The organism is Hydrogenophaga borbori (assembly GCF_003417535.1).
Lineage (GTDB): Bacteria > Pseudomonadota > Gammaproteobacteria > Burkholderiales > Burkholderiaceae_C > Hydrogenophaga > Hydrogenophaga borbori.
This window is the reverse complement of the sequence record NZ_QVLS01000003.1, coordinates 386,362-404,330: the sequence shown is the minus strand read 5'-3', so window position 1 is coordinate 404,330 and position 17,969 is coordinate 386,362. Positions and strand designations below refer to the sequence as shown.

The 17,969-nt window shown below is 66.9% G+C and carries 19 protein-coding genes and 2 tRNA genes; 12 read left to right on the top strand and 9 right to left on the bottom strand.

Annotated elements, in window-relative coordinates; translation table 11 throughout:
* Nucleotides 1–5 precede the first annotated feature (5 nt).
* The 5 genes from DY262_RS07690 (at nt 6) to DY262_RS07670 (ending at nt 3,503) form a co-directional block, all read left to right on the top strand.
* On the top strand, nt 6–1,406 hold the full coding sequence (locus DY262_RS07690) for a cytochrome b (RefSeq protein ID WP_116958349.1): 1,401 nt from the start codon (nt 6–8) through the stop codon (nt 1,404–1,406).
* A 32-nt stretch (nt 1,407–1,438) separates the two neighbouring features.
* On the top strand, nt 1,439–2,194 hold the full coding sequence (locus DY262_RS07685; RefSeq protein WP_116958348.1) for a cytochrome c1: 756 nt from the start codon (nt 1,439–1,441) through the stop codon (nt 2,192–2,194).
* A 105-nt stretch (nt 2,195–2,299) separates the two neighbouring features.
* Nucleotides 2,300–2,911: a glutathione S-transferase N-terminal domain-containing protein gene (locus tag DY262_RS07680; protein ID WP_116958347.1), complete on the top strand. Its 612-nt coding sequence runs from the start codon at nt 2,300–2,302 to the stop codon at nt 2,909–2,911.
* 25 nt (nt 2,912–2,936) lie between these two features.
* Nucleotides 2,937–3,407 carry a ClpXP protease specificity-enhancing factor gene (locus DY262_RS07675; RefSeq protein WP_116958346.1) on the top strand — a complete coding sequence of 157 codons (471 nt, stop codon included), beginning with the start codon at nt 2,937–2,939 and terminating at the stop codon, nt 3,405–3,407.
* A 20-nt stretch (nt 3,408–3,427) separates the two neighbouring features.
* A tRNA-Thr gene (locus tag DY262_RS07670) sits at nt 3,428–3,503 on the top strand.
* Nucleotides 3,504–3,525: 22 nt separating this feature from the next.
* On the opposite strand, the gene DY262_RS07665 is transcribed toward DY262_RS07670, so the two are convergent.
* Entirely contained in the window at nt 3,526–3,840 is a 315-nt protein-coding gene (locus tag DY262_RS07665; RefSeq protein WP_116958345.1) for a DciA family protein, read from the bottom strand.
* A gap of 64 nt (nt 3,841–3,904) precedes the next feature.
* Here DY262_RS07665 and DY262_RS07660 point away from each other — a divergent pair, with 64 nt between their 5' ends.
* The 5 genes from DY262_RS07660 to DY262_RS07640 all read left to right on the top strand — a co-directional run bounded on the left by DY262_RS07660 (nt 3,905) and on the right by DY262_RS07640 (nt 10,411).
* Entirely contained in the window at nt 3,905–4,858 is a 954-nt protein-coding gene (locus DY262_RS07660; RefSeq protein ID WP_116958344.1) for a M23 family metallopeptidase, read from the top strand.
* A gap of 175 nt (nt 4,859–5,033) precedes the next feature.
* The gene (secA, locus tag DY262_RS07655) at nt 5,034–7,787 is read left to right on the top strand and encodes a preprotein translocase subunit SecA (protein WP_116958343.1); all 2,754 of its coding nucleotides are present in this window, start codon (nt 5,034–5,036) and stop codon (nt 7,785–7,787) included.
* A gap of 49 nt (nt 7,788–7,836) precedes the next feature.
* The gene (gene argJ, locus DY262_RS07650; RefSeq protein WP_116958342.1) at nt 7,837–9,084 is read left to right on the top strand and encodes a bifunctional glutamate N-acetyltransferase/amino-acid acetyltransferase ArgJ; all 1,248 of its coding nucleotides are present in this window, start codon (nt 7,837–7,839) and stop codon (nt 9,082–9,084) included.
* The gene (locus tag DY262_RS07645; protein ID WP_116958341.1) at nt 9,081–9,965 is read left to right on the top strand and encodes an ATP-binding protein; all 885 of its coding nucleotides are present in this window, start codon (nt 9,081–9,083) and stop codon (nt 9,963–9,965) included. The genes argJ and DY262_RS07645 overlap by 4 nt, the downstream gene beginning before the upstream one ends.
* Complete coding sequence (locus DY262_RS07640) at nt 9,962–10,411, top strand: (deoxy)nucleoside triphosphate pyrophosphohydrolase (protein WP_116958340.1); 450 nt, start codon at nt 9,962–9,964, stop codon at nt 10,409–10,411. The genes DY262_RS07645 and DY262_RS07640 overlap by 4 nt, the downstream gene beginning before the upstream one ends.
* A gap of 13 nt (nt 10,412–10,424) precedes the next feature.
* Here the strand turns inward: DY262_RS07640 and DY262_RS07635 are convergent, their stop codons facing one another.
* The 8 genes from DY262_RS07635 to DY262_RS07600 all read right to left on the bottom strand — a co-directional run bounded on the left by DY262_RS07635 (nt 10,425) and on the right by DY262_RS07600 (nt 17,105).
* Entirely contained in the window at nt 10,425–10,625 is a 201-nt protein-coding gene (locus DY262_RS07635) for a DNA gyrase inhibitor YacG (RefSeq protein ID WP_116958339.1), read from the bottom strand.
* Nucleotides 10,626–10,629: 4 nt separating this feature from the next.
* Complete coding sequence (zapD, locus tag DY262_RS07630; RefSeq protein WP_116958531.1) at nt 10,630–11,385, bottom strand: cell division protein ZapD; 756 nt, start codon at nt 11,383–11,385, stop codon at nt 10,630–10,632.
* Nucleotides 11,386–11,428: 43 nt separating this feature from the next.
* Entirely contained in the window at nt 11,429–12,037 is a 609-nt protein-coding gene (gene coaE / locus DY262_RS07625) for a dephospho-CoA kinase (protein WP_116958338.1), read from the bottom strand.
* The gene (locus DY262_RS07620) at nt 12,034–12,891 is read right to left on the bottom strand and encodes a prepilin peptidase (protein ID WP_116958337.1); all 858 of its coding nucleotides are present in this window, start codon (nt 12,889–12,891) and stop codon (nt 12,034–12,036) included. Before DY262_RS07620 ends, coaE begins: the two co-directional genes overlap by 4 nt.
* On the bottom strand, nt 12,891–14,108 hold the full coding sequence (locus tag DY262_RS07615; RefSeq protein ID WP_116958336.1) for a type II secretion system F family protein: 1,218 nt from the start codon (nt 14,106–14,108) through the stop codon (nt 12,891–12,893). The genes DY262_RS07620 and DY262_RS07615 overlap by 1 nt, the downstream gene beginning before the upstream one ends.
* 34 nt (nt 14,109–14,142) lie before the next feature.
* A complete protein-coding gene (pilB, locus tag DY262_RS07610) occupies nt 14,143–15,873 on the bottom strand; it encodes a type IV-A pilus assembly ATPase PilB (protein ID WP_116958335.1) in 1,731 nt (576 codons plus the stop codon).
* Nucleotides 15,874–16,049: 176 nt separating this feature from the next.
* Nucleotides 16,050–16,126: transfer RNA gene (locus tag DY262_RS07605), tRNA-Pro, on the bottom strand.
* Nucleotides 16,127–16,175: 49 nt separating this feature from the next.
* Nucleotides 16,176–17,105 (bottom strand): polyprenyl synthetase family protein, encoded by a 930-nt coding sequence (locus tag DY262_RS07600; RefSeq protein ID WP_245980887.1) that lies wholly within the window; start codon nt 17,103–17,105, stop codon nt 16,176–16,178.
* A 281-nt stretch (nt 17,106–17,386) separates the two neighbouring features.
* On the opposite strand from DY262_RS07600, the gene rplU reads away from it, so the two are divergent.
* Complete coding sequence (gene rplU, locus DY262_RS07595; protein WP_070399112.1) at nt 17,387–17,698, top strand: 50S ribosomal protein L21; 312 nt, start codon at nt 17,387–17,389, stop codon at nt 17,696–17,698.
* A gap of 12 nt (nt 17,699–17,710) precedes the next feature.
* Complete coding sequence (gene rpmA / locus DY262_RS07590; RefSeq protein ID WP_070399111.1) at nt 17,711–17,968, top strand: 50S ribosomal protein L27; 258 nt, start codon at nt 17,711–17,713, stop codon at nt 17,966–17,968.
* Nucleotide 17,969 lies beyond the last annotated feature (1 nt).

Genomic DNA, 17,969 nt, shown 5'->3' with positions numbered 1-17,969 from the left:
AAGCCATGGCCGAATTCAAAGAAATCTCCCCCGACGCACCGCTGAGCCAGAAGGCGCTGAACTGGGTCGACAACCGGTTCCCGCTCTCCAAGCTCTACAACGAGCACCTCGCCGAGTACTACGCGCCGAAGAACTTCAACTTCTGGTACTTCTTCGGTTCGCTGGCGCTGCTGGTGCTGGTCATCCAGATCGTCACCGGCATCTTCCTGGTGATGCACTACAAGCCCGACGCGAACGTGGCCTTCGCCTCGGTCGAGTACATCATGCGCGACGTGCCCTGGGGCTGGCTGATCCGCTACATGCACTCCACCGGCGCCTCGGCGTTCTTCGTGGTGGTCTACCTGCACATGTTCCGCGGCCTGCTGTACGGCAGCTACCGCAAGCCGCGCGAGCTGGTCTGGGTGTTCGGTTGCGCGATTTTCCTGTGCCTGATGGCCGAGGCCTTCATGGGCTACCTGCTGCCCTGGGGCCAGATGTCCTACTGGGGCGCCCAGGTGATCGTGAACCTGTTCTCCGCCATTCCTTACATCGGTCCTGACCTGGCCCTGCTGATCCGCGGCGACTACGTGGTGGGCGACGCCACGCTGAACCGCTTCTTCAGCTTCCACGTCATCGCGGTGCCGCTGGTGCTGCTGGGCCTGGTGGTGGCGCACATCATCGCCCTGCACGAAGTGGGCTCCAACAACCCCGACGGCGTGGAAATCAAGGCCAACAAGGACGCCTCGGGCAAGCCGGTTGACGGCATCCCCTTCCACCCCTACTACACCGTGCACGACATCCTGGGCGTGGCGGTCTTCCTGATGGTGTTCTCGGCGGTGGTGTTCTTTGCGCCCGAGTTCGGTGGCTACTTCCTGGAGTTCAACAACTTCATCCCGGCCGACCCGCTGACCACGCCGCTGCACATCGCACCGGTCTGGTACTTCACGCCGTTCTATTCGATGCTGCGCGCCATCACCGCCGAGTTCATGTACGTGCTGGTCGCCTGCGTGGTGCTGGCCGCCGTGTTCGGCCTGATCAAGGCCCGCGTCAGCGCGGCGCTCAAGGGCGTGATCGTGGTCGCCGCCCTCCTGGTGTCGGCCGCCATGCTGACCTACGACGCCAAGTTCTGGGGCGTGATCGTCATGGGCGCCGCCGTGATCATCCTGTTCTTCCTGCCCTGGCTCGACAACAGCCCGGTCAAGTCGATCCGCTACCGCCCGAGCTGGAACAAGTGGCTCTACACCGTGTTCGTCATCAACTTCTTCGTGCTGGGCTACCTGGGCATCCAGGCGCCTTCGCCGATCGGCGAGCGCGTGTCGCAGGTGGGCACCCTGTTCTACTTCGGCTTCTTCCTGCTGATGCCGTGGTGGAGCCGCCTGGGCGAGTTCAAGCCGGTTCCCGACCGGGTGACCTTCCAGCCGCACTGAGCCAACGCGACGACATCCGGAGAGTGAACGTTATGAAAAAGATTCTTCTGGGCATCGCGTTGTCCCTGGGCCTGAGCGGCGCCGCCCTGGCCGCCGGCGCCGGTATCCCGCTGGACCGCGCCCCGCAACGCACCAACGACATGGCCGCGCTGCAGAACGGCGCCAAGCTGTTCGTCAACTACTGCCTGAACTGCCACTCGGCGGCCTTCATGCGCTACAACCGCCTGCGCGACATCGGCCTGAACGACAAGCAGATCGCCGAAAACCTCACCTTCGCCACCGACAAGATCGGCGACACCATGAAGGCGGCCATCGATCCCAAGATGGCCAAGGACTGGTTCGGCAAGGTGCCGCCCGACCTGACCCTGGTGGCCCGTTCGCGCGCCAGCTCGGCCGGCAGCGGCCCCGACTACCTCTACACCCTGCTGCGCACCTACTACCGCGACGACACCAAGCCCACGGGCTGGAACAACAAGGCCTTCCCCAATATCGGCATGCCGCACCCCCTGTGGGAGCTGCAGGGCGAGCGCAAGCCCGTCTACGACAAGGTGGAGAGCCACGGCCACGAAGTCGAGGTGCTGCGCGGTTGGGAACAGGTCAAGCCTGGCACCATGACCCCGGCCCAGTACGACCAGAACGTCGGCGACCTGGTGGCCTACCTCCAGTGGATGGCCGAGCCCGCCGCGAAAAACCGCGTGCGCATCGGCGTGTGGGTGCTCATCTTCCTTGGCTTCTTCACCGTCGTCGCCTGGCGCCTCAACGCCGCGTACTGGAAAGACGTCAAGTAAGCCTTCGTCTCGGGGTGCGATCCACCCCTTTTCGCCCACAGTGGCTTGCGATGCCGACGCGGCACAATCGCAAGCCACTGTTTTCTGTTTCAGGAGACGCCAACCATGATGGTTTTGTACTCGGGCACCACCTGCCCCTATTCGCACCGCTGCCGCTTCGTGCTGTTCGAAAAGGGCATGGACTTCGAGATCCGCGACGTCGACTTGTACAACAAGCCCGAAGACATCGCCGTGATGAACCCGTACGGCCAAGTGCCGATCCTGGTCGAGCGCGACCTGATCCTGTACGAGTCGAACATCATCAACGAGTACATCGACGAGCGCTTCCCGCACCCCCAGCTCATGCCGGGTGACCCGGTCGATCGCGCGCGCGTGCGCCTGTTCCTGCTCAACTTCGAGAAGGAGCTGTTCACGCACGTGTCGGTGCTCGAATCGCGCACCAGCAAAGGCAATGAGAAGGCGCTGGAGAAAGCCCGCTCGCACATCCGCGACCGCCTCACGCAGCTCGCGCCCGTGTTCATGAAGAACAAGTTCATGCTGGGCGACAACTTCTCCATGCTCGACGTGGCGATTGCGCCGCTGCTGTGGCGCCTGGACTTCTACGGCATCGAGCTCAGCAAGAACGCCGCGCCGCTGCTGAAGTACGCGGAGCGCATCTTCTCGCGCCCGGCCTACATCGAGGCACTGACGCCGTCCGAGAAGGTCATGCGCAAGTAAGGCGCGCCCGTTCCGCCGCAGCGCCATGACCCAGGCAGAGCCACCGGTCCCGTCGACCCGCCCCTACCTCATCCGGGCGCTGTACGAATGGTGCAGCGACAACGGGTACTCGCCCTACATCGCCGTGCACGTGGATGCCTCGGTGCAGGTACCGATGGAGTTCGTGCGCAACGGCGAGATCGTGCTCAACGTGAGCATGGAGGCCACCAAGGACCTGCGCCTGGACAACGAGTACATCACCTTCAAGGCGCGGTTCGGCGGCGTGTCGCGGGAGATCGTGGTGCCGATCACCCACGTCATCGCGATCTACGCGCGCGAGAACGGGCAAGGCATGGCCTTTCCCGCGCCGACGCCCTCGCAGCCGCCGGCGGCTGCGGAGCCTGCCCCGCCGTCGTCGCTGCGGGCCGTCACGCCCGACGACCCGACCCCGCCCGAGCCGGGCGGCGACGGTCCTGGCCGTCCGGGTGGCCGGCCGCAGCTCAAGCGGGTGAAGTGAACCTAGAATCGCTGCCCCAGGCCGCTTTAGCTCAGTTGGTAGAGCAATCGCCTTGTAAGCGATAGGTCGTCCGTTCGAGTCGGACAAGCGGCACCACCCGGTCTTCCGGCGGGCGCGCTCATCGGCCTGGCGTTTGGACTTTGATGCGGATTGCGCTAACCTGCGCCCCGCTTTCGTGCAATGCGTCACGCAGCGCAGGCAACAGCTGCCGCAACTTGGCCGCCGCCGCGCTGCTTCGAACCAGCAGGCACCACTCGGTGTCCTGCAGGGGCCCGGCGGTGACCTGGGTGCGCAGGGCATGGGGAATGCGCTCCCGAACAAGATCGAGACAGCGCTGCGACTGGCGGATCCTGGCCTGCAGTTCGGCCAGGCCAGGCGCGGCGCCAACGGCCTCCTGCAGGCTGAAGACGGAGGGGGATTGTCGGGTCGGCATGCGGTCATTCTGACCGAGTCGGTCGTGCCGCGTCGAGCGGGTCGCTCAGCAAAGGAACACAGCCGTGCACATCATCATCACCGACGCCTGGCTCGCCCGCCGCCAGGCCCTGCACCTGAACGGCTGGAAGCTGATCGCCGTGGCCGTGCTGGCCGTGCTGGGCCTCATGTTCGGCGCGGTGGCCACCTACCACTGGGTGTTCCTGGAAGGCATTCGCCAGGGCTGGCCCGGCTTCGCTTCGGTGGCGCGACTGGTGCACCGCGACGACCCCGGCCAGCGCGACGCCTACCTGCGCGCCAACCTCGATGCGATGGCGCGCAAGCTCGGCGAGATGCAAGCGCGCATGATGCAGATCGACTCGCTCGGTGAGCGCGTCGCCGGCCTGGCCGGCCTGGAGCCCGCTCAGGCGCGGCCACCGCTGCCCGGTTCGGGCGGTGTGCTGGTCTCCAACCGCTCGCTCACGCTGGAGGAGCTCGCGCGGGAGATGGAGGCGGCGGACGCGGGCAGCGGCGCTCGCGTGGACTGGCTCACCGCGATCGAATCGCGTCTGTTCGACCAGAAAATCCAGAGCACCCTGATACCGACGGAAAAACCCGTGGTGGACGGGCGGGTGGGCTCGGGCTTCGGCTTTCGCATCGACCCGATCAACGGCCAGTCCGCCCTGCACACGGGCCTGGACTTTCCCGCGGAGACGGGCACGTCCATCGTGGCGGCCGCCGGTGGCGTGGTCATCGCGCAGGAGTACCACGCCGCCTATGGCAACCTGGTGGAGATCGACCACGGCAACGACCTGGTGACGCGCTACGCCCACACCTCCAAGGTCTTCGTGAAGAAGGGCGACATCGTCAAGCGCGGTCAGAAGATCGCCGAGGTCGGCTCGACCGGGCGCTCCACCGGCCCGCACCTGCACTTCGAGGTGTGGGTGGCGGGCGTGCCGCAGAACCCGCAGAAATTCCTGCAGGCCGGCGAAACCCTGGCCCGCTCGCCCCCCGGGCCGAACGCCCCACGCGCGCGCTGAAACGCGCCGGGGCCGGCCGCTAAAATGCCGGTTTCGCGCTTGAAAGCCGCGTGTTCGCCGGCATGTAGAGGCCTTGTGCCCCGTTGTCGCAGGCCGTGGGCGCGCAAGCGTCCTTCCGATCGATCCTTGCTGTCCACGCCAGCGCCTCGCGGCCTGGCTTCCCGGACGCCCTCATATGGCCACCAATTTCCTCACCAAGCTCTTCGGAAGCCGTAACGACCGCCTGCTCAAGCAGTTCCGCAAAACGGTCGAGCGCATCAATGCCCTGGAGCCGCAGTTCGAGAAGCTCGGCGACGACGAACTCAAGGCCAAGACCGAGGCCTTCCGCCAGCGCCTGGCGCAGGGTGAGACGCTGGACGCCCTCCTGCCCGAGGCCTTCGCGGTCGTGCGCGAGGCCAGCAAGCGCGTCATGAAGATGCGCCATTTCGACGTGCAGCTCATGGGCGGTATCGCTCTGCACAGCGGCAAGATCGCCGAGATGCGCACCGGCGAGGGCAAGACGCTCACGGCCACGCTGCCGGTTTACCTGAACGCCCTGGCCGGCCAGGGCGTGCACGTGGTGACGGTCAACGACTACCTGGCCAACCGCGACGCCCAGTGGATGGGCAAGCTCTACAACTTCCTCGGCCTGACGGTGGGCGTGAACCTGCCGCAGATGCAGCGCGAGGAGAAGCAGGCCGCCTACCGCGCCGACATCACCTACGGCACCAACAACGAGTACGGCTTCGACTACCTGCGCGACAACATGGTCTACGAGGCCGCGGACCGCGTGCAGCGCCCCCTGCACTACGCGATCGTCGACGAGGTGGACTCCATCCTGATCGACGAGGCCCGCACGCCACTGATCATCAGCGGCCAGGCCGAAGACCAGACGGCCGTCTATGTGGCCATCAACCGCCTGGTGCCGCACCTCAGCCGCCAGGAAGGCGAGGCCGACCCGCGCACCGGCGAAGGCGTGATCAAGCCGGGGGACTTCACGCTCGATGAGAAGGCGCGCTCGGTGCACCTCACCGAACAGGGCCACGAGAACGCCGAGGCCCTGCTGTCCAAGGCCGGCCTGCTGCCCGAAGGCGCCTCGCTGTACGACCCCGCGAACATCGCGCTGCTGCACCACCTGGTGACCTCGCTCAAGGCGCACCACCTGTTCCACCGCGACCAGCACTACGTGAACCAGAACGGCGAGATCGTCATCGTCGACGAGTTCACGGGCCGCCTGATGGCAGGCCGCCGCTGGAGCGACGGCCTGCACCAGGCGGTTGAGGCGAAGGAGGGCGTGGGCATCCAGCCCGAGAACCAGACCCTGGCCTCCATCACGTTCCAGAACTACTTCCGCCTGTACGGCAAGCTGTCCGGCATGACCGGCACGGCCGACACCGAGGCCTACGAATTCCAGGAGATCTACGGCCTGGAGACGGTGGTGATTCCGCCCAACCGCGTCAGCAAGCGCCAGGACCAGCTCGACCGCGTCTACAAGACCACCAAGGAAAAGTACGACGCCGCGATCGCCGACATCCGCGAATGCCACGAGCGCGGCCAGCCGGTGCTGGTGGGCACCTCGTCGATCGAAAACTCCGAGATCATTGCCCAGCTGCTCGACGCGGCGAAGCTGCCGCACCAGGTGCTCAACGCCAAGCAGCACGCGCGCGAGGCGGACATCATCGCGCAGGCCGGTCGGCCAGGCGCCATCACCATCGCCACCAACATGGCGGGCCGCGGCACCGACATCGTGCTCGGTGGCAACCTTGAGAAGATGGTCGAGGCCGTGATGGCCGACCCCTCGCTGGATGAGGCCACCCGCGCCGCGCGCGCCGAGGCGCTGCGCGCGCAATGGCAGGCCGACCACGAGAAGGTGGTGGCGCTCGGTGGCCTGCGCATCATCGCCACCGAACGCCACGAGTCGCGCCGCATCGACAACCAGCTGCGCGGCCGCTCGGGCCGCCAGGGCGACCCGGGGTCCAGCCGCTTCTACCTGAGCCTGGACGATCCGCTGATGCGCATCTTCGCGGGCGACCGCGTGCGCGCCATCATGGACCGCCTGAAGATGCCCGAAGGTGAGGCCATCGAGGCCGGCATCGTCACGCGCAGCATCGAAAGCGCGCAGCGCAAGGTGGAAGCGCGCAACTTCGACATCCGCAAGCAGCTGCTGGAGTACGACGACGTCGCCAACGACCAGCGCAAGGTCATCTACCAGCAGCGCAACGACATCCTCGACGCGCAGGACCTGCGCGCGCAGATCGACGCGCTGCGCGACGGCGCCATGACCGACCTGGTGCACCAGTACGTGCCCGAGGAAAGCGTGGAAGAGCAGTGGGACCTGCCCGGCCTGGAGAAGGCGCTGCGCGAGGAGTGGGCGGTGGACGTGCCGCTCGCGAGCTGGGTGGCCGCGTCGGAGGCGGTCGAAGCCGAGAACATCGCCGAGCGGGTGTGCGAGGCCGCGAAGGCGGTGTTCGTGTCCAAGGTCGACCAGGTCGGCGAGCAGAACTTCACCTCGTTCGAGCGCGTGGTGCTGCTGCAGACCATCGATTCCCAGTGGCGCGAGCACATCGCCGCGCTGGACTACCTCCGCCAGGGCATCCACCTGCGCGGCTATGCGCAGAAGCAGCCCAAGCAGGAGTACAAGCGCGAGGCCTTCCTGTTGTTCGGCCAGCTGCTCGACTCCGTGAAGAACGACGTCACCCGCATCCTCATGAACGTGCGCGTTCAATCGGCCGAGCAGATCTCGCAGGCGGCCGAGCAGCTGGAAGAGCGCGCCGAGGCCATCAGCAACGTCACCTACACGGCGCCCACCGAGACCGGTGAGGTCGAGACCCGCCCCGAGGCCGCCGTCGCCCAGGCGATGGCGGGCGAGGTGCCGCGCGTGGGGCGCAACGATCCTTGCCCCTGCGGCAGCGGCAAGAAGTACAAGCACTGCCACGGCAGGCTCGACTGAGCGGCTGGCGCCCTGGCCAGCCGTCCCCTTCCCGATCCGAGAACCTTTCATGCCTGTCCAGCTCTCCAGTCCCGCCGTGGCCGATCTGCTGCCCATCGCGGGCGTGCGCATCGGTGTCGCCGAAGCCGGCATCCGCAAGGCCAACCGCAAGGACCTCACCGTGTTCCTGCTCGATGAGGGCAGCGCGGTGGGCGCGGTGTTCACGCGCAACCGCTACGCGGCGGCTCCGGTGCAGGTGTGCCGCGAGCACCTGGCCAGCGGCCAGGGCGTGCGCGCGCTGGTGATCAACACAGGCAACGCGAACGCGGGCACGGGTGAGAGCGGCCTGGCCGACGCGCGCCAGACCTGCAACGCGCTGGCGCGCTCGCTGGGCCTGCACCACGAGCAGGTGCTGCCGTTCTCCACCGGCGTGATCATGGAGCCCCTGCCCATGGACCGCCTGCTCGGCGGCCTGCCGGCGGCGCTGACCAGCGCCTGTTCGGCGCAGCACGACTCCGGCGCCCAGTGGCTGGCCGCGGCCCAGGGCATCATGACCACGGACACCCTGCCCAAGGCTGCCAGCGTGTCCTTCGAGCTGGAGGGCCGCGCGCTGCGCGCCACCGGCATCGCCAAGGGCGCCGGCATGATCCGGCCCAACATGGCCACCATGCTGGGCTTCCTGGCCACCGATGCGGCAGTGGCGCCCGAACTCATGAACGAGCTGGCCCGCCGCCTGGCCGACGCCTCGTTCAACCGGGTCACGGTCGACGGCGACACCAGCACCAACGATTCTTTCGTGGTCATCGCCACCGGCCAGGCGGGCCATCCGCCGGTGACCGACCTGTCCAGCCCGTCGGGCCGCGCCCTGCTGGACGCGCTCACGCCCCTGGCCCAGCGCCTGGCGCACGCCATCGTGCGCGACGGCGAGGGCGCCACCAAGTTCATCACCATCCGCGTGGAGGGCGGCCGCGACACGGCGGAGTGTCTGCGCGCGGCCTATTCGGTGGCGCATTCGCCGTTGGTCAAGACGGCCTTTTTCGCCAGCGACCCCAACCTGGGCCGCATCCTCGCAGCGGTGGGCTATGCGGGCATCGACGACCTGGACGTGGGCGGCATCGACCTGTGGCTGGGCGACGTGCACGTGGTGACGCGTGGCGGACGCCACCCCAAATACCGCGAAGAAGACGGTCAGCGCGTGATGAAGCCGGCGGAGATCGAGGTGCGCATCGGCCTGGGCCGCGGCACGGCCAGCGACACCGTCTGGACCTGCGACTTCAGCCACGAGTACGTCACCATCAACGCCGACTACCGCTCATGAACCCCTCGTTCGAGCGCCTGATGCAGCGCGCCGAAGCCCTGATCGACCGCATCGAATCCGTGCTGCCGCGGCCGCTGTCGGCGCCGGACTGGTCGGCGTCCCACGCGTTCCGCTACCGCAAGCGCAGCAGCGGCCATGGCCTGCTGGAGCCCGTGCGCCACGTCGCCAGCATTGCACTGGACGACCTGAAGGAAGTGGAGCCGCAGAAGGAGCGCATCCAGCGCAACACCGAGCACTTCGTGAAGGGCCTGCCGGCCAACAACGTGCTGCTGACGGGCGCGCGCGGCACGGGCAAATCCTCGCTGGTCAAGGCCTGCCTCAACGCTTATGCGGCGCAGGGCCTGCGGCTGATCGAGGTCGACAAGAGCGACCTGGTCGACCTGCCCGACATCGTCGAGGTGGTGGCCGGCCGGCCCGAGAAATTCATCGTCTATTGCGACGACCTCAGCTTCGAGGACGGCGAGCCCGGCTACAAGGCGCTCAAGTCCATCCTCGACGGCTCGGTCTCGGCCTCCAGCGCCAACGTGCTGATCTACGCCACCAGCAACCGCCGCCACCTGCTGCCTGAGTACATGAAGGAGAACCTCACGTACACGCACACGGCGGACGGCGAGGTGCACCCTGGCGAGGTGGTCGAGGAAAAGATCTCGCTGTCCGAGCGCTTCGGCCTGTGGATCAGCTTCTACCCCTTCAGTCAGGACGAGTACCTGGCCATCGTCGCGCAGTGGCTGTCGTCCTTCGGGGTGGCGGCCGGGGCGATCGAGGCGGCGCGGCCGCAGGCCCTGGTGTGGGCGCTGGAGCGGGGCTCGCGCAGCGGCCGCGTGGCCTATCAGTTCGCGCGCGATTACGCCGGCGCGCACGGCGCCGAGGCCGGGGCGTGAGCGCCGAGGTGCTGGTCGTCGACGGTGGGCGCGAGGCCGTCGCCGCCCAGGGCGCGACGGACGTGGCCGTCGGCGTGCTCATTGACGATCAGGGGCGCTTCCTGCTCACCTCGCGCCCCGCGGGCAAGGTGTACGCGGGCTACTGGGAATTCCCGGGCGGCAAGCTCGAGGCCGGTGAGACCGTGGAACAGGCGCTGCGGCGCGAGCTGCAGGAAGAGATCGGCCTGACCATCGGGCCGGCGCAGGTCTGGCGCGTCCAACTGGTCGACTACCCCCACGGGCTCGTGCGCCTGCACTTCTGCAAGGTGTTCCAGTGGTCCGGGGAGCTGCAGATGCACGAGGGCCAGGACAGCCGCTGGGAGCGCCTGCCGGTGCGGTGCGAACCCGTGTTGCCCGGCACGGTGCCCGTGCTGCGCTGGCTGCAGGAAGAGGCCGACGCCGCCTGAAGCGCGGCGCGGTTCAGCGCGGCGACTCGGCGTCCCAGTCGTTCACTGGCGTGCCCTTGTCGGGCAGGGCGTACTGCTCGCTGGCCCAGGCGCCCAGGTCGCCTTGCTTGCAGCGCTCGCTGCAGAACGGGCGCCAGCGGTTGCTGGGGGCGTAGACGCTGTCGCCGCCGCAGGCCGGGCAGCGCACGATGCGGGGCTCGACCGGCTCGGCCATGGCCTCAGGCGCACAAGGCGAGCTCGAAGCTCGCGTCCTCGCCCGCCGGGTGCAGGCGGTGGTCCTCGCCCAGGCGCATGAGGCGCACCGAGAACATCAGCCGGTTGCCGCTGATTTCGGGAACCAGACCGGACGATGGGTCGATGCGCAAGCGCAGCAGCTGAAAGGTGCGCCCCTGGGGCAGGTTCTGCTGGAACTGCCCGCCGCTGGACACCACCTTCTGCGGCGCGCCGGTCTCGCGCATCATCTTCAGCAACAGCACCACGGCCTCGGCCAGCGGCGCCAGCGTGCGCGACCAGGCGCTCAGGTCGGCCTGGCGCTGGTCGGTGGCCAGGTGCTGCCAGTGGAAGTAGGCCGGCAGGTCGAATTCGCAGGTGCCACCGGGGATACCGATGCGGCTACGGATGGCCATCAGCCAGTCGTTCTCGGTGAGCGCCTGGCCCGGCTTGCCGGGCACGTCGGCGATCTGCGAAAAGCAGGTGTCGAGTTGGGCGATGGCGGATTCGAGCGCCGACTCGGAAATGGCGGGGTTGCCCCGAAAGCCCGCCAGCGCCTGTTTCTGCCGGTCGAGGTCTTTGAGCACGTCCGATTTCATGTCGGCGCGCGAAGCCACGTCCATGATCTCGAACAGCGTCTGGATCGCGTAGTGGTGATCCAGTGGGTGGTCGCGTGGCACGAGCGCGGCGAGGCGCTTGAACAGCTGCTCGAGCCGCAGGTAGGTGCGGATGCGTTCGTTGAAAGGGTATTCGTAGAGGATCACGGGCTCGCGGCGCGTGAGGCCGTGTTGGCCGCGCATGGACGGATCATAGCCCGAAGCTTGCCGATAGCCGGTCAACCAACCCATGCAAACGGTCGAGATCGTCCTCGTCGTTGAAGATCACCGCGTCGGCCACCGCCAGGCGCAGCGCCCGGGGGCTCTGGCTGCGCAGCACGCCATCGAGCACCGCGTCGTCCCAGCCGCTGCGGGCGCGCACGCGGCGGCGCTGCGTGGCCTCGCTGCAGTCGACCACGAGTACTCGGTCGAGCTGGGGCCGCCAGCGCGGCGACTCGGCGAGCAAGGGCACGTCGAACACCACGCAAGCCTTGTTGCTGAGCGTCACGCGCAGGGCGATCTCACGCGCGACGATGGGATGAACGATGGCCTCGAGCCGTTGGCGGGCGTCGGGGTCGGCGAACACCAGCTCGCGCATGCGGGCGCGGTGCAGCGCGCCATCGCTGTCGATGAAATCCGGGCCGAAGCCGTCGCGCACCGCGGGAATGGCCGCGCCCCCGGCCGCCGTGCTGGCGCGGGAGATGGCGTCCGCGTCGATGAGCTCCGCGCCGAGCGCCTGCAACCGGGCGCCGACCGTGCTCTTGCCGCTGCCAATGCCGCCCGTGAGGCCGATGCGCCAGGACGGTCGCGCGGCGCTCACAGGCCGACGGCGGCCAGGATGGCCGAGGGACCGAACACCATGGCGGTGAGCCCGCCCAACGCGAGGAAGGGGCCGAAGGGCACATAGCCGCCTTCGCGCAGGCGGCCCACCAGCTTGATGCCAATGCCGACGACCGCGCCGATCACCGAGGCCATGAGGATGATGGGCACCAGCGCTTGCCAGCCGAACCAGGCGCCGAAGGCCGCGAACAGCTTGAAGTCGCCGTAGCCCATCCCCTCCTTGCCGGTGAGCAGCTTGAAGGCCCAGTAGACGAGCCACAAGGACAGGTAGCCGCCGACCGCCCCCCAGACGGCATCGGCCAGGTGGGTGGGCGTGACGCCGAGTGCCGCGGCGACCAGGCCCGTCCACAGCAGGGGCAGCGTGATGTCGTCGGGCAGCAGGGTGGTGTCCCAGTCGATGCAGGCGAGCGCGACCACGGCCGCGGCGAACCCACACCAGGCCAGGCCGGCGGCGTTGAGGCCCCAGTGCCAGCCTGCCCAGGCGAACAACGCACCGGTGGCGGCTTCCACCAGGGGATAGCGCGGCCCGATGCCCGCGCCGCACTGGCTGCACCGGCCACGCAGCGCGAGGTAGCTCAGCACGGGGATGTTCTCGTACCAACGGATGGCGTGGCCGCAATGCGGGCAGGCCGAGCGCGGCACCAGGAGGTTGTAGCGGTCTGCCGGTGCCTGGGCGTCTCGCGCCGTGCCCTGCAACTCCGCGCATTCGGCGGCCCATTGCCGCTCCATCATCTTGGGCAGGCGGTGGATGACGACATTCAGGAAACTGCCCACGAGCAGGCCGAGCACGCCCAACAGCGCCGCGGCGGGCGCACCGGTGGCCAATTCCGCCATCAGACCACCTGGCCGAGCTTGAAGATGGGCAGGTACATCGAGATGACGATGCCGCCGATCACCGTGCCGAGTACGACGATGATGATCGGCTCCATCAGGCTGGAGATGCCGGCCACCATGTCGTCGACCTCGGCCTCGTAGAAGTCGGCGGCCTTGCCCAGCATGTGGTCGATGGAGCCTGATTCTTCGCCGATCGCGCACATCTGCAGCACCATCGAGGGAAAGATGTTCGCGTTGGTCATCGCGGCCGTGAGGCTGGTGCCGGTCGACACCTCCTGCTGGATCTTTTCGGTGGCGATGGCATAGACCGAGTTGCCCGAGGCGCCACCCACGGAATCGAGCGCTTCCACCAGCGGCACGCCCGCGCCGAACATGGTGGCCAGCGTGCGTGTCCAGCGCGCCACCACCGATTTCTCGATCAGCTCGCCGAAGATGGGCAGCTTGAGCAGCAGGCGGTCCATGAAGCGCTGGACCTTTTCGTTGCGCTTCCAGGCCTGCAGGAAGAAGTAGATGCCGCCGCCGAGGCCACCGAAGATGAGCCACCAGTACTGGACGAAGAACTCGCTCATGGCGATGACGAACAGCGTGGGCGCGGGCAGGTCGGCGCCGAACGAGGTGAACACCGCCTTGAACGACGGGATAACAAAAATCATGATGACGGCCACCACCACGAAGGCCACGATGATCACGGCCGTGGGGTACATGAGGGCCGACTTGATCTTCGACTTCAGCGCCTCGGTCTTCTCCATGTAGGAGGCTAGGCGGTCGAGCAGGTCTTCCAGGATACCGGCCGCTTCGCCCGCCTCGATCAGGTTGCAGTAGAGGCTGTCGAAGTACATCGGGTGCTTGCGGAAGGCCGCGCTCAGCGAGGTACCGGTTTCCACGTCGGCGCGAATGTCGTTGAGCAGCCGCGTGACGTTGGGGTTGGGGTTGCCGCGCCCCACGATGTCGAAGGACTGCAGCAGTGGCACGCCGGCCTTCATCATGGTGGCCAACTGGCGCGTGAAGATCGCGATGTCCTTCGGCTTGATGCGCTTGCCCGAAGACGTGCGGCGCTTCTTGATCTTGATCGGGATGATGCCTTGCCGGCGCAGCGTGGCCGTCACCTGGTTTTCACCCTGGGCGCGCGTTTCCCCGCGCACCGCCTTGCCGTTGCGGTCTTTGCCCTCCCATTCGAACACGAAGTCCTTGACGCTCTTTCTTGCGACGGTGGCCATGGAATTCCTCAGGGGGCTGTGGGTGAGCGGTGGGTCATTCGTTCGTCACGCTGAGGACTTCCTCGAGCGAGGTCTGTCCCAGCTTGACCTTGAGCAGGCCGGACTCCCGCAGCGAGCGAACGCCTTCCTTGCTGGCCTGCTGCGCGATGTCCAGCGAGGTGCCGCCGCGCAGGATGATGCGCTGGATCTCTTCGGAGATCGGCATCACCTGGTAGATGCCGACGCGCCCCTTGTAGCCGTTGTTGCAGGCCGAGCAGCCCACCGGCTTGTAGGGCGTCCAGGTGCCGTCAAGCTCTTCGGGCTTGTAGCCGGCCTCGAGCAAGGCCTTGCGGGGAACGTCCAGCGGCGCCTTGCAGTTGGGGCACAGGCGGCGGGCCAGGCGCTGGGCGGTGATGAGGATCACGCTGGAGGCGATATTGAACGTGGGGATGCCCATGTTCATCATCCGGGTGAGCGTCGTCGGTGCGTCGTTGGTGTGCAGCGTCGACATGACCATGTGGCCGGTCTGCGCGGCCTTGATCGCGATGTCGGCGGTTTCCAGGTCGCGGATCTCGCCGACCATGATCACGTCCGGGTCCTGGCGCAGGAAGGCCTTGAGCGCCACCGCGAAGGTCAGGCCCGCCTTCTCGTTCATGTTCACCTGGTTCACGCCGGGCAGGTTGATTTCGGACGGGTCTTCGGCCGTCGAAATGTTCACGCCGGGCTTGTTCAGGATATTCAGGCAGGTGTAGAGCGAGACCGTTTTGCCGGAGCCCGTGGGACCGGTGACCAGCACCATGCCGTAGGGGCGCTGGATGGCTTCCAGCAGACGCTCTTTCTCTTCCGGTTCATAGCCCAGGGCGTCGATGCCCATCTTGGCCTGACTCGGGTCGAGGATACGGATCACGATCTTCTCGCCAAACAGCGTGGGCAGGGTGCTGACGCGGAAGTCGATGACGCGGTCGGGCCCGACCTTGAGCTTCATCCGACCGTCTTGCGGGACGCGCTTCTCGGAGATGTCCATCCGCGAGATGACCTTGATGCGCGAGGCCAGCTTTTCCTTGATGGCGATCGGCGGCGAGGCGATCTCGCGCAGTTCGCCGTCGATGCGGAAGCGCACACGGTACTGGTGTTCGTATGGTTCGAAGTGCAGGTCGGACGCGCGCATGTTGAACGCGTCGATCAGCATCTTGTGCAGGAACTTGACGACCGGGGCGTCGTCGACTTCGCTGGCCTTTTCAGCGGCATCGGCGGTGGTGGTTTCGGCCGCCAGTTCATCGAACTCGACGTCGCCGACGATGTTCTCCATCGCCTCGGTGACCGATTTGGTCTGCGTCTCGACCAGGCGACTGAGCTTGTCGAACTCTGCGATGACCCAGTCCACGCCCATCTGCGTGGCGAACTTGATCTTTTCGGCCGCCTGCTGGTCGGACGGATCCGCCGTCGCGACGATCAGGCGGTTGTTGCGCTTGCTGAGGACGACGATGCGGAAGTCGGCGCAGATCCTGGCGTCCAGCAAGCCAGCGGGCAGCCGCTGCACATCGATGGCATCGAGGTCGAGCAGGGGGGCGGCGAAAGCCACCGACATGGTGTGTGCCAGGTCCGTTGGCGACACCGCGCCGGAGCCGGTCAGCTCGGCAATAAAGCTGGTTCGGCTGCTTTGGGCCTTGCGGTAGAGGTCCTCGGCCGCGCGCTGGTTGAGCTTGCCCGCGGACACGAGCGCGCGCCCAAGCCCCGGAAGGGCCATGGACGGACTGTCCTGGTTCACCGAATCAACTGACGCCATATGTCCGTAATCTAACGGAAATCAACAACTTGGACGTCACAATTGACGCCAGTTATCCGGAAAACAGGGACTCACGTCGATTGACGTTGTATCCGCGTTGCGTCGGGCGCGCCACCAACTGGGGAACTTGGAGCGCCCACTGGCGCCGCGCGGCGCTCGCTGATGTGACCAGATGATGGTCGGGGTGAGAGGATTCGAACCTCCGGCCTCTACGTCCCGAACGTAGCGCTCTACCAGGCTAAGCTACACCCCGTGTGGATCAGCGGATCCTTTGGCTGATGACGGCGCCAGAACCGTGAACTTCAGGAGCGACGCTCCAGCAGTGCAGCCGCCAATTGTAGCAAAGCCTCTTGGTGCGGATTCGACGGCAGCGTGGCCGCGGCGTCGAGCGCGCGCTGCGCCTCGGCGTGCGCCGCCGCCCGTGCGGTGTCCAGGGCGCCGGTGCCCAGGATGATGCGCTGGATGTCCGGCAGGTTCTCGATGCGGCCATGTTCGATGGCGTCGCGGATCAGCGCGCGCTGGGCGTCGTTCCCCGCTCGCAAGGCGCAGATGATGGGCAGCGTGACCTTGCCCTCGCGCAGGTCGTCGCCCAGGTTCTTGCCGAGTTCGTCGGCGCTGCCCTCGTAGTCGAGCACGTCGTCGATGACCTGGAAGGCCGTGCCCAGGGCCTGGCCATAGGTGGCGCAGGCATGTTCGACGGCCGGCCCCGCTTGCGCCAGGATCGGGGCGAGCCGCGCGCTGGCCTCGAACAGCTTGGCCGTCTTGGAGCGGATCACGCGCAGATAGGACGCCTCGTCGATCGAGGCGTCGCGCATGTTCATGAGCTGCAGCACCTCACCCTCGGCGATCACGTTGGTGGCGTCCGACAGGACCTCCATCACGCGCATCTGGTTCACGTCGACCATCATCTGGAAGGCGCGCGAGTAGAGGAAATCGCCCACCAGCACGCTGGCGGCATTGCCGAACGTCTGGTTGGCCGTGGCACGGCCCCGGCGCAGCGTCGATTCGTCGACCACGTCGTCGTGCAGCAGGGTGGCGGTGTGGATGAACTCCACCACGGCCGCCAGCGTGTGGCGGTGCGGGTGCTCGCAGGACAGGGCGCCGCTGACCAGCAGCAGCAGGGCGGGGCGCAGGCGCTTGCCGCCGGCCGAGATGATGTACTGGGCCACCTCCCGCACAAGGGGTACGTCGGTGGTCAGGCGTTCGTGGATCACCCGGTCAACCGCGGCCATGTCGGCGCGGATCAGCTCGAGCGGGTTGTTCGTCGACAAGGCAAGGGACAAGTGAGGGGGCCCGTGGTCGGGTGGCGTTGGGCGGCGCTGGATTATAGGAAGGCCGTCCGCCTGCCCTTGGGCCCCTGGGTCTGCCCAGGCGGCACGGACGGGCCAGTTTGCCGGGTGGTTCGCGGAAGGCTATAATCCGCAGTTCGGTGGAAATCCGTCTGCCGATGCCTTCGTGGTCAGCCGGCTGTCTCGGCCGGGCTCTGCAGGAAGGCCAACTTCAAGAGGTTCCTATGTACGCGGTCATAAAAACCGGTGGCAAGCAGTATCGCGTGGCTGCCGGCGAAAAAATTAAAGTAGAACAGATTGCTGCGGACGTGGGCCAAGAGATTGTGTTCGATGAGGTTCTGGCTGTCGGCAACGGCACCGAGCTGAAAGTGGGCACTCCCTTGGTCTCCGGCGCATCGGTCACGGTCAAGGTGGTGGCGCACGGTCGTCACGACAAAGTGCGCATCTTCAAGCTGCGCCGTCGCAAGCACTACCAGAAGCGCCAGGGTCACCGGCAGAATTTCACCGAGATCGAAATCGCCTCGATTTCGGCCTAAGGAGCAGGCAAGATGGCACAGAAAAAAGGCGGCGGCTCTACACGCAACGGGCGCGATTCCAAGCCCAAGATGCTGGGCGTCAAAGCGTTCGGCGGCGAGCTGATCACGGCTGGCTCGATCATCGTGCGTCAGCGAGGCACCAAGTTCCACCCCGGCACCAATGTCGGCGTCGGCAAGGACCACACCCTGTTCGCCACCGTGGACGGCCATGTGCAGTTCGCGGTCAAGGGTGCGCTGGGTCGTCACGTGGTCAGCGTCACCCCGGCCTGAT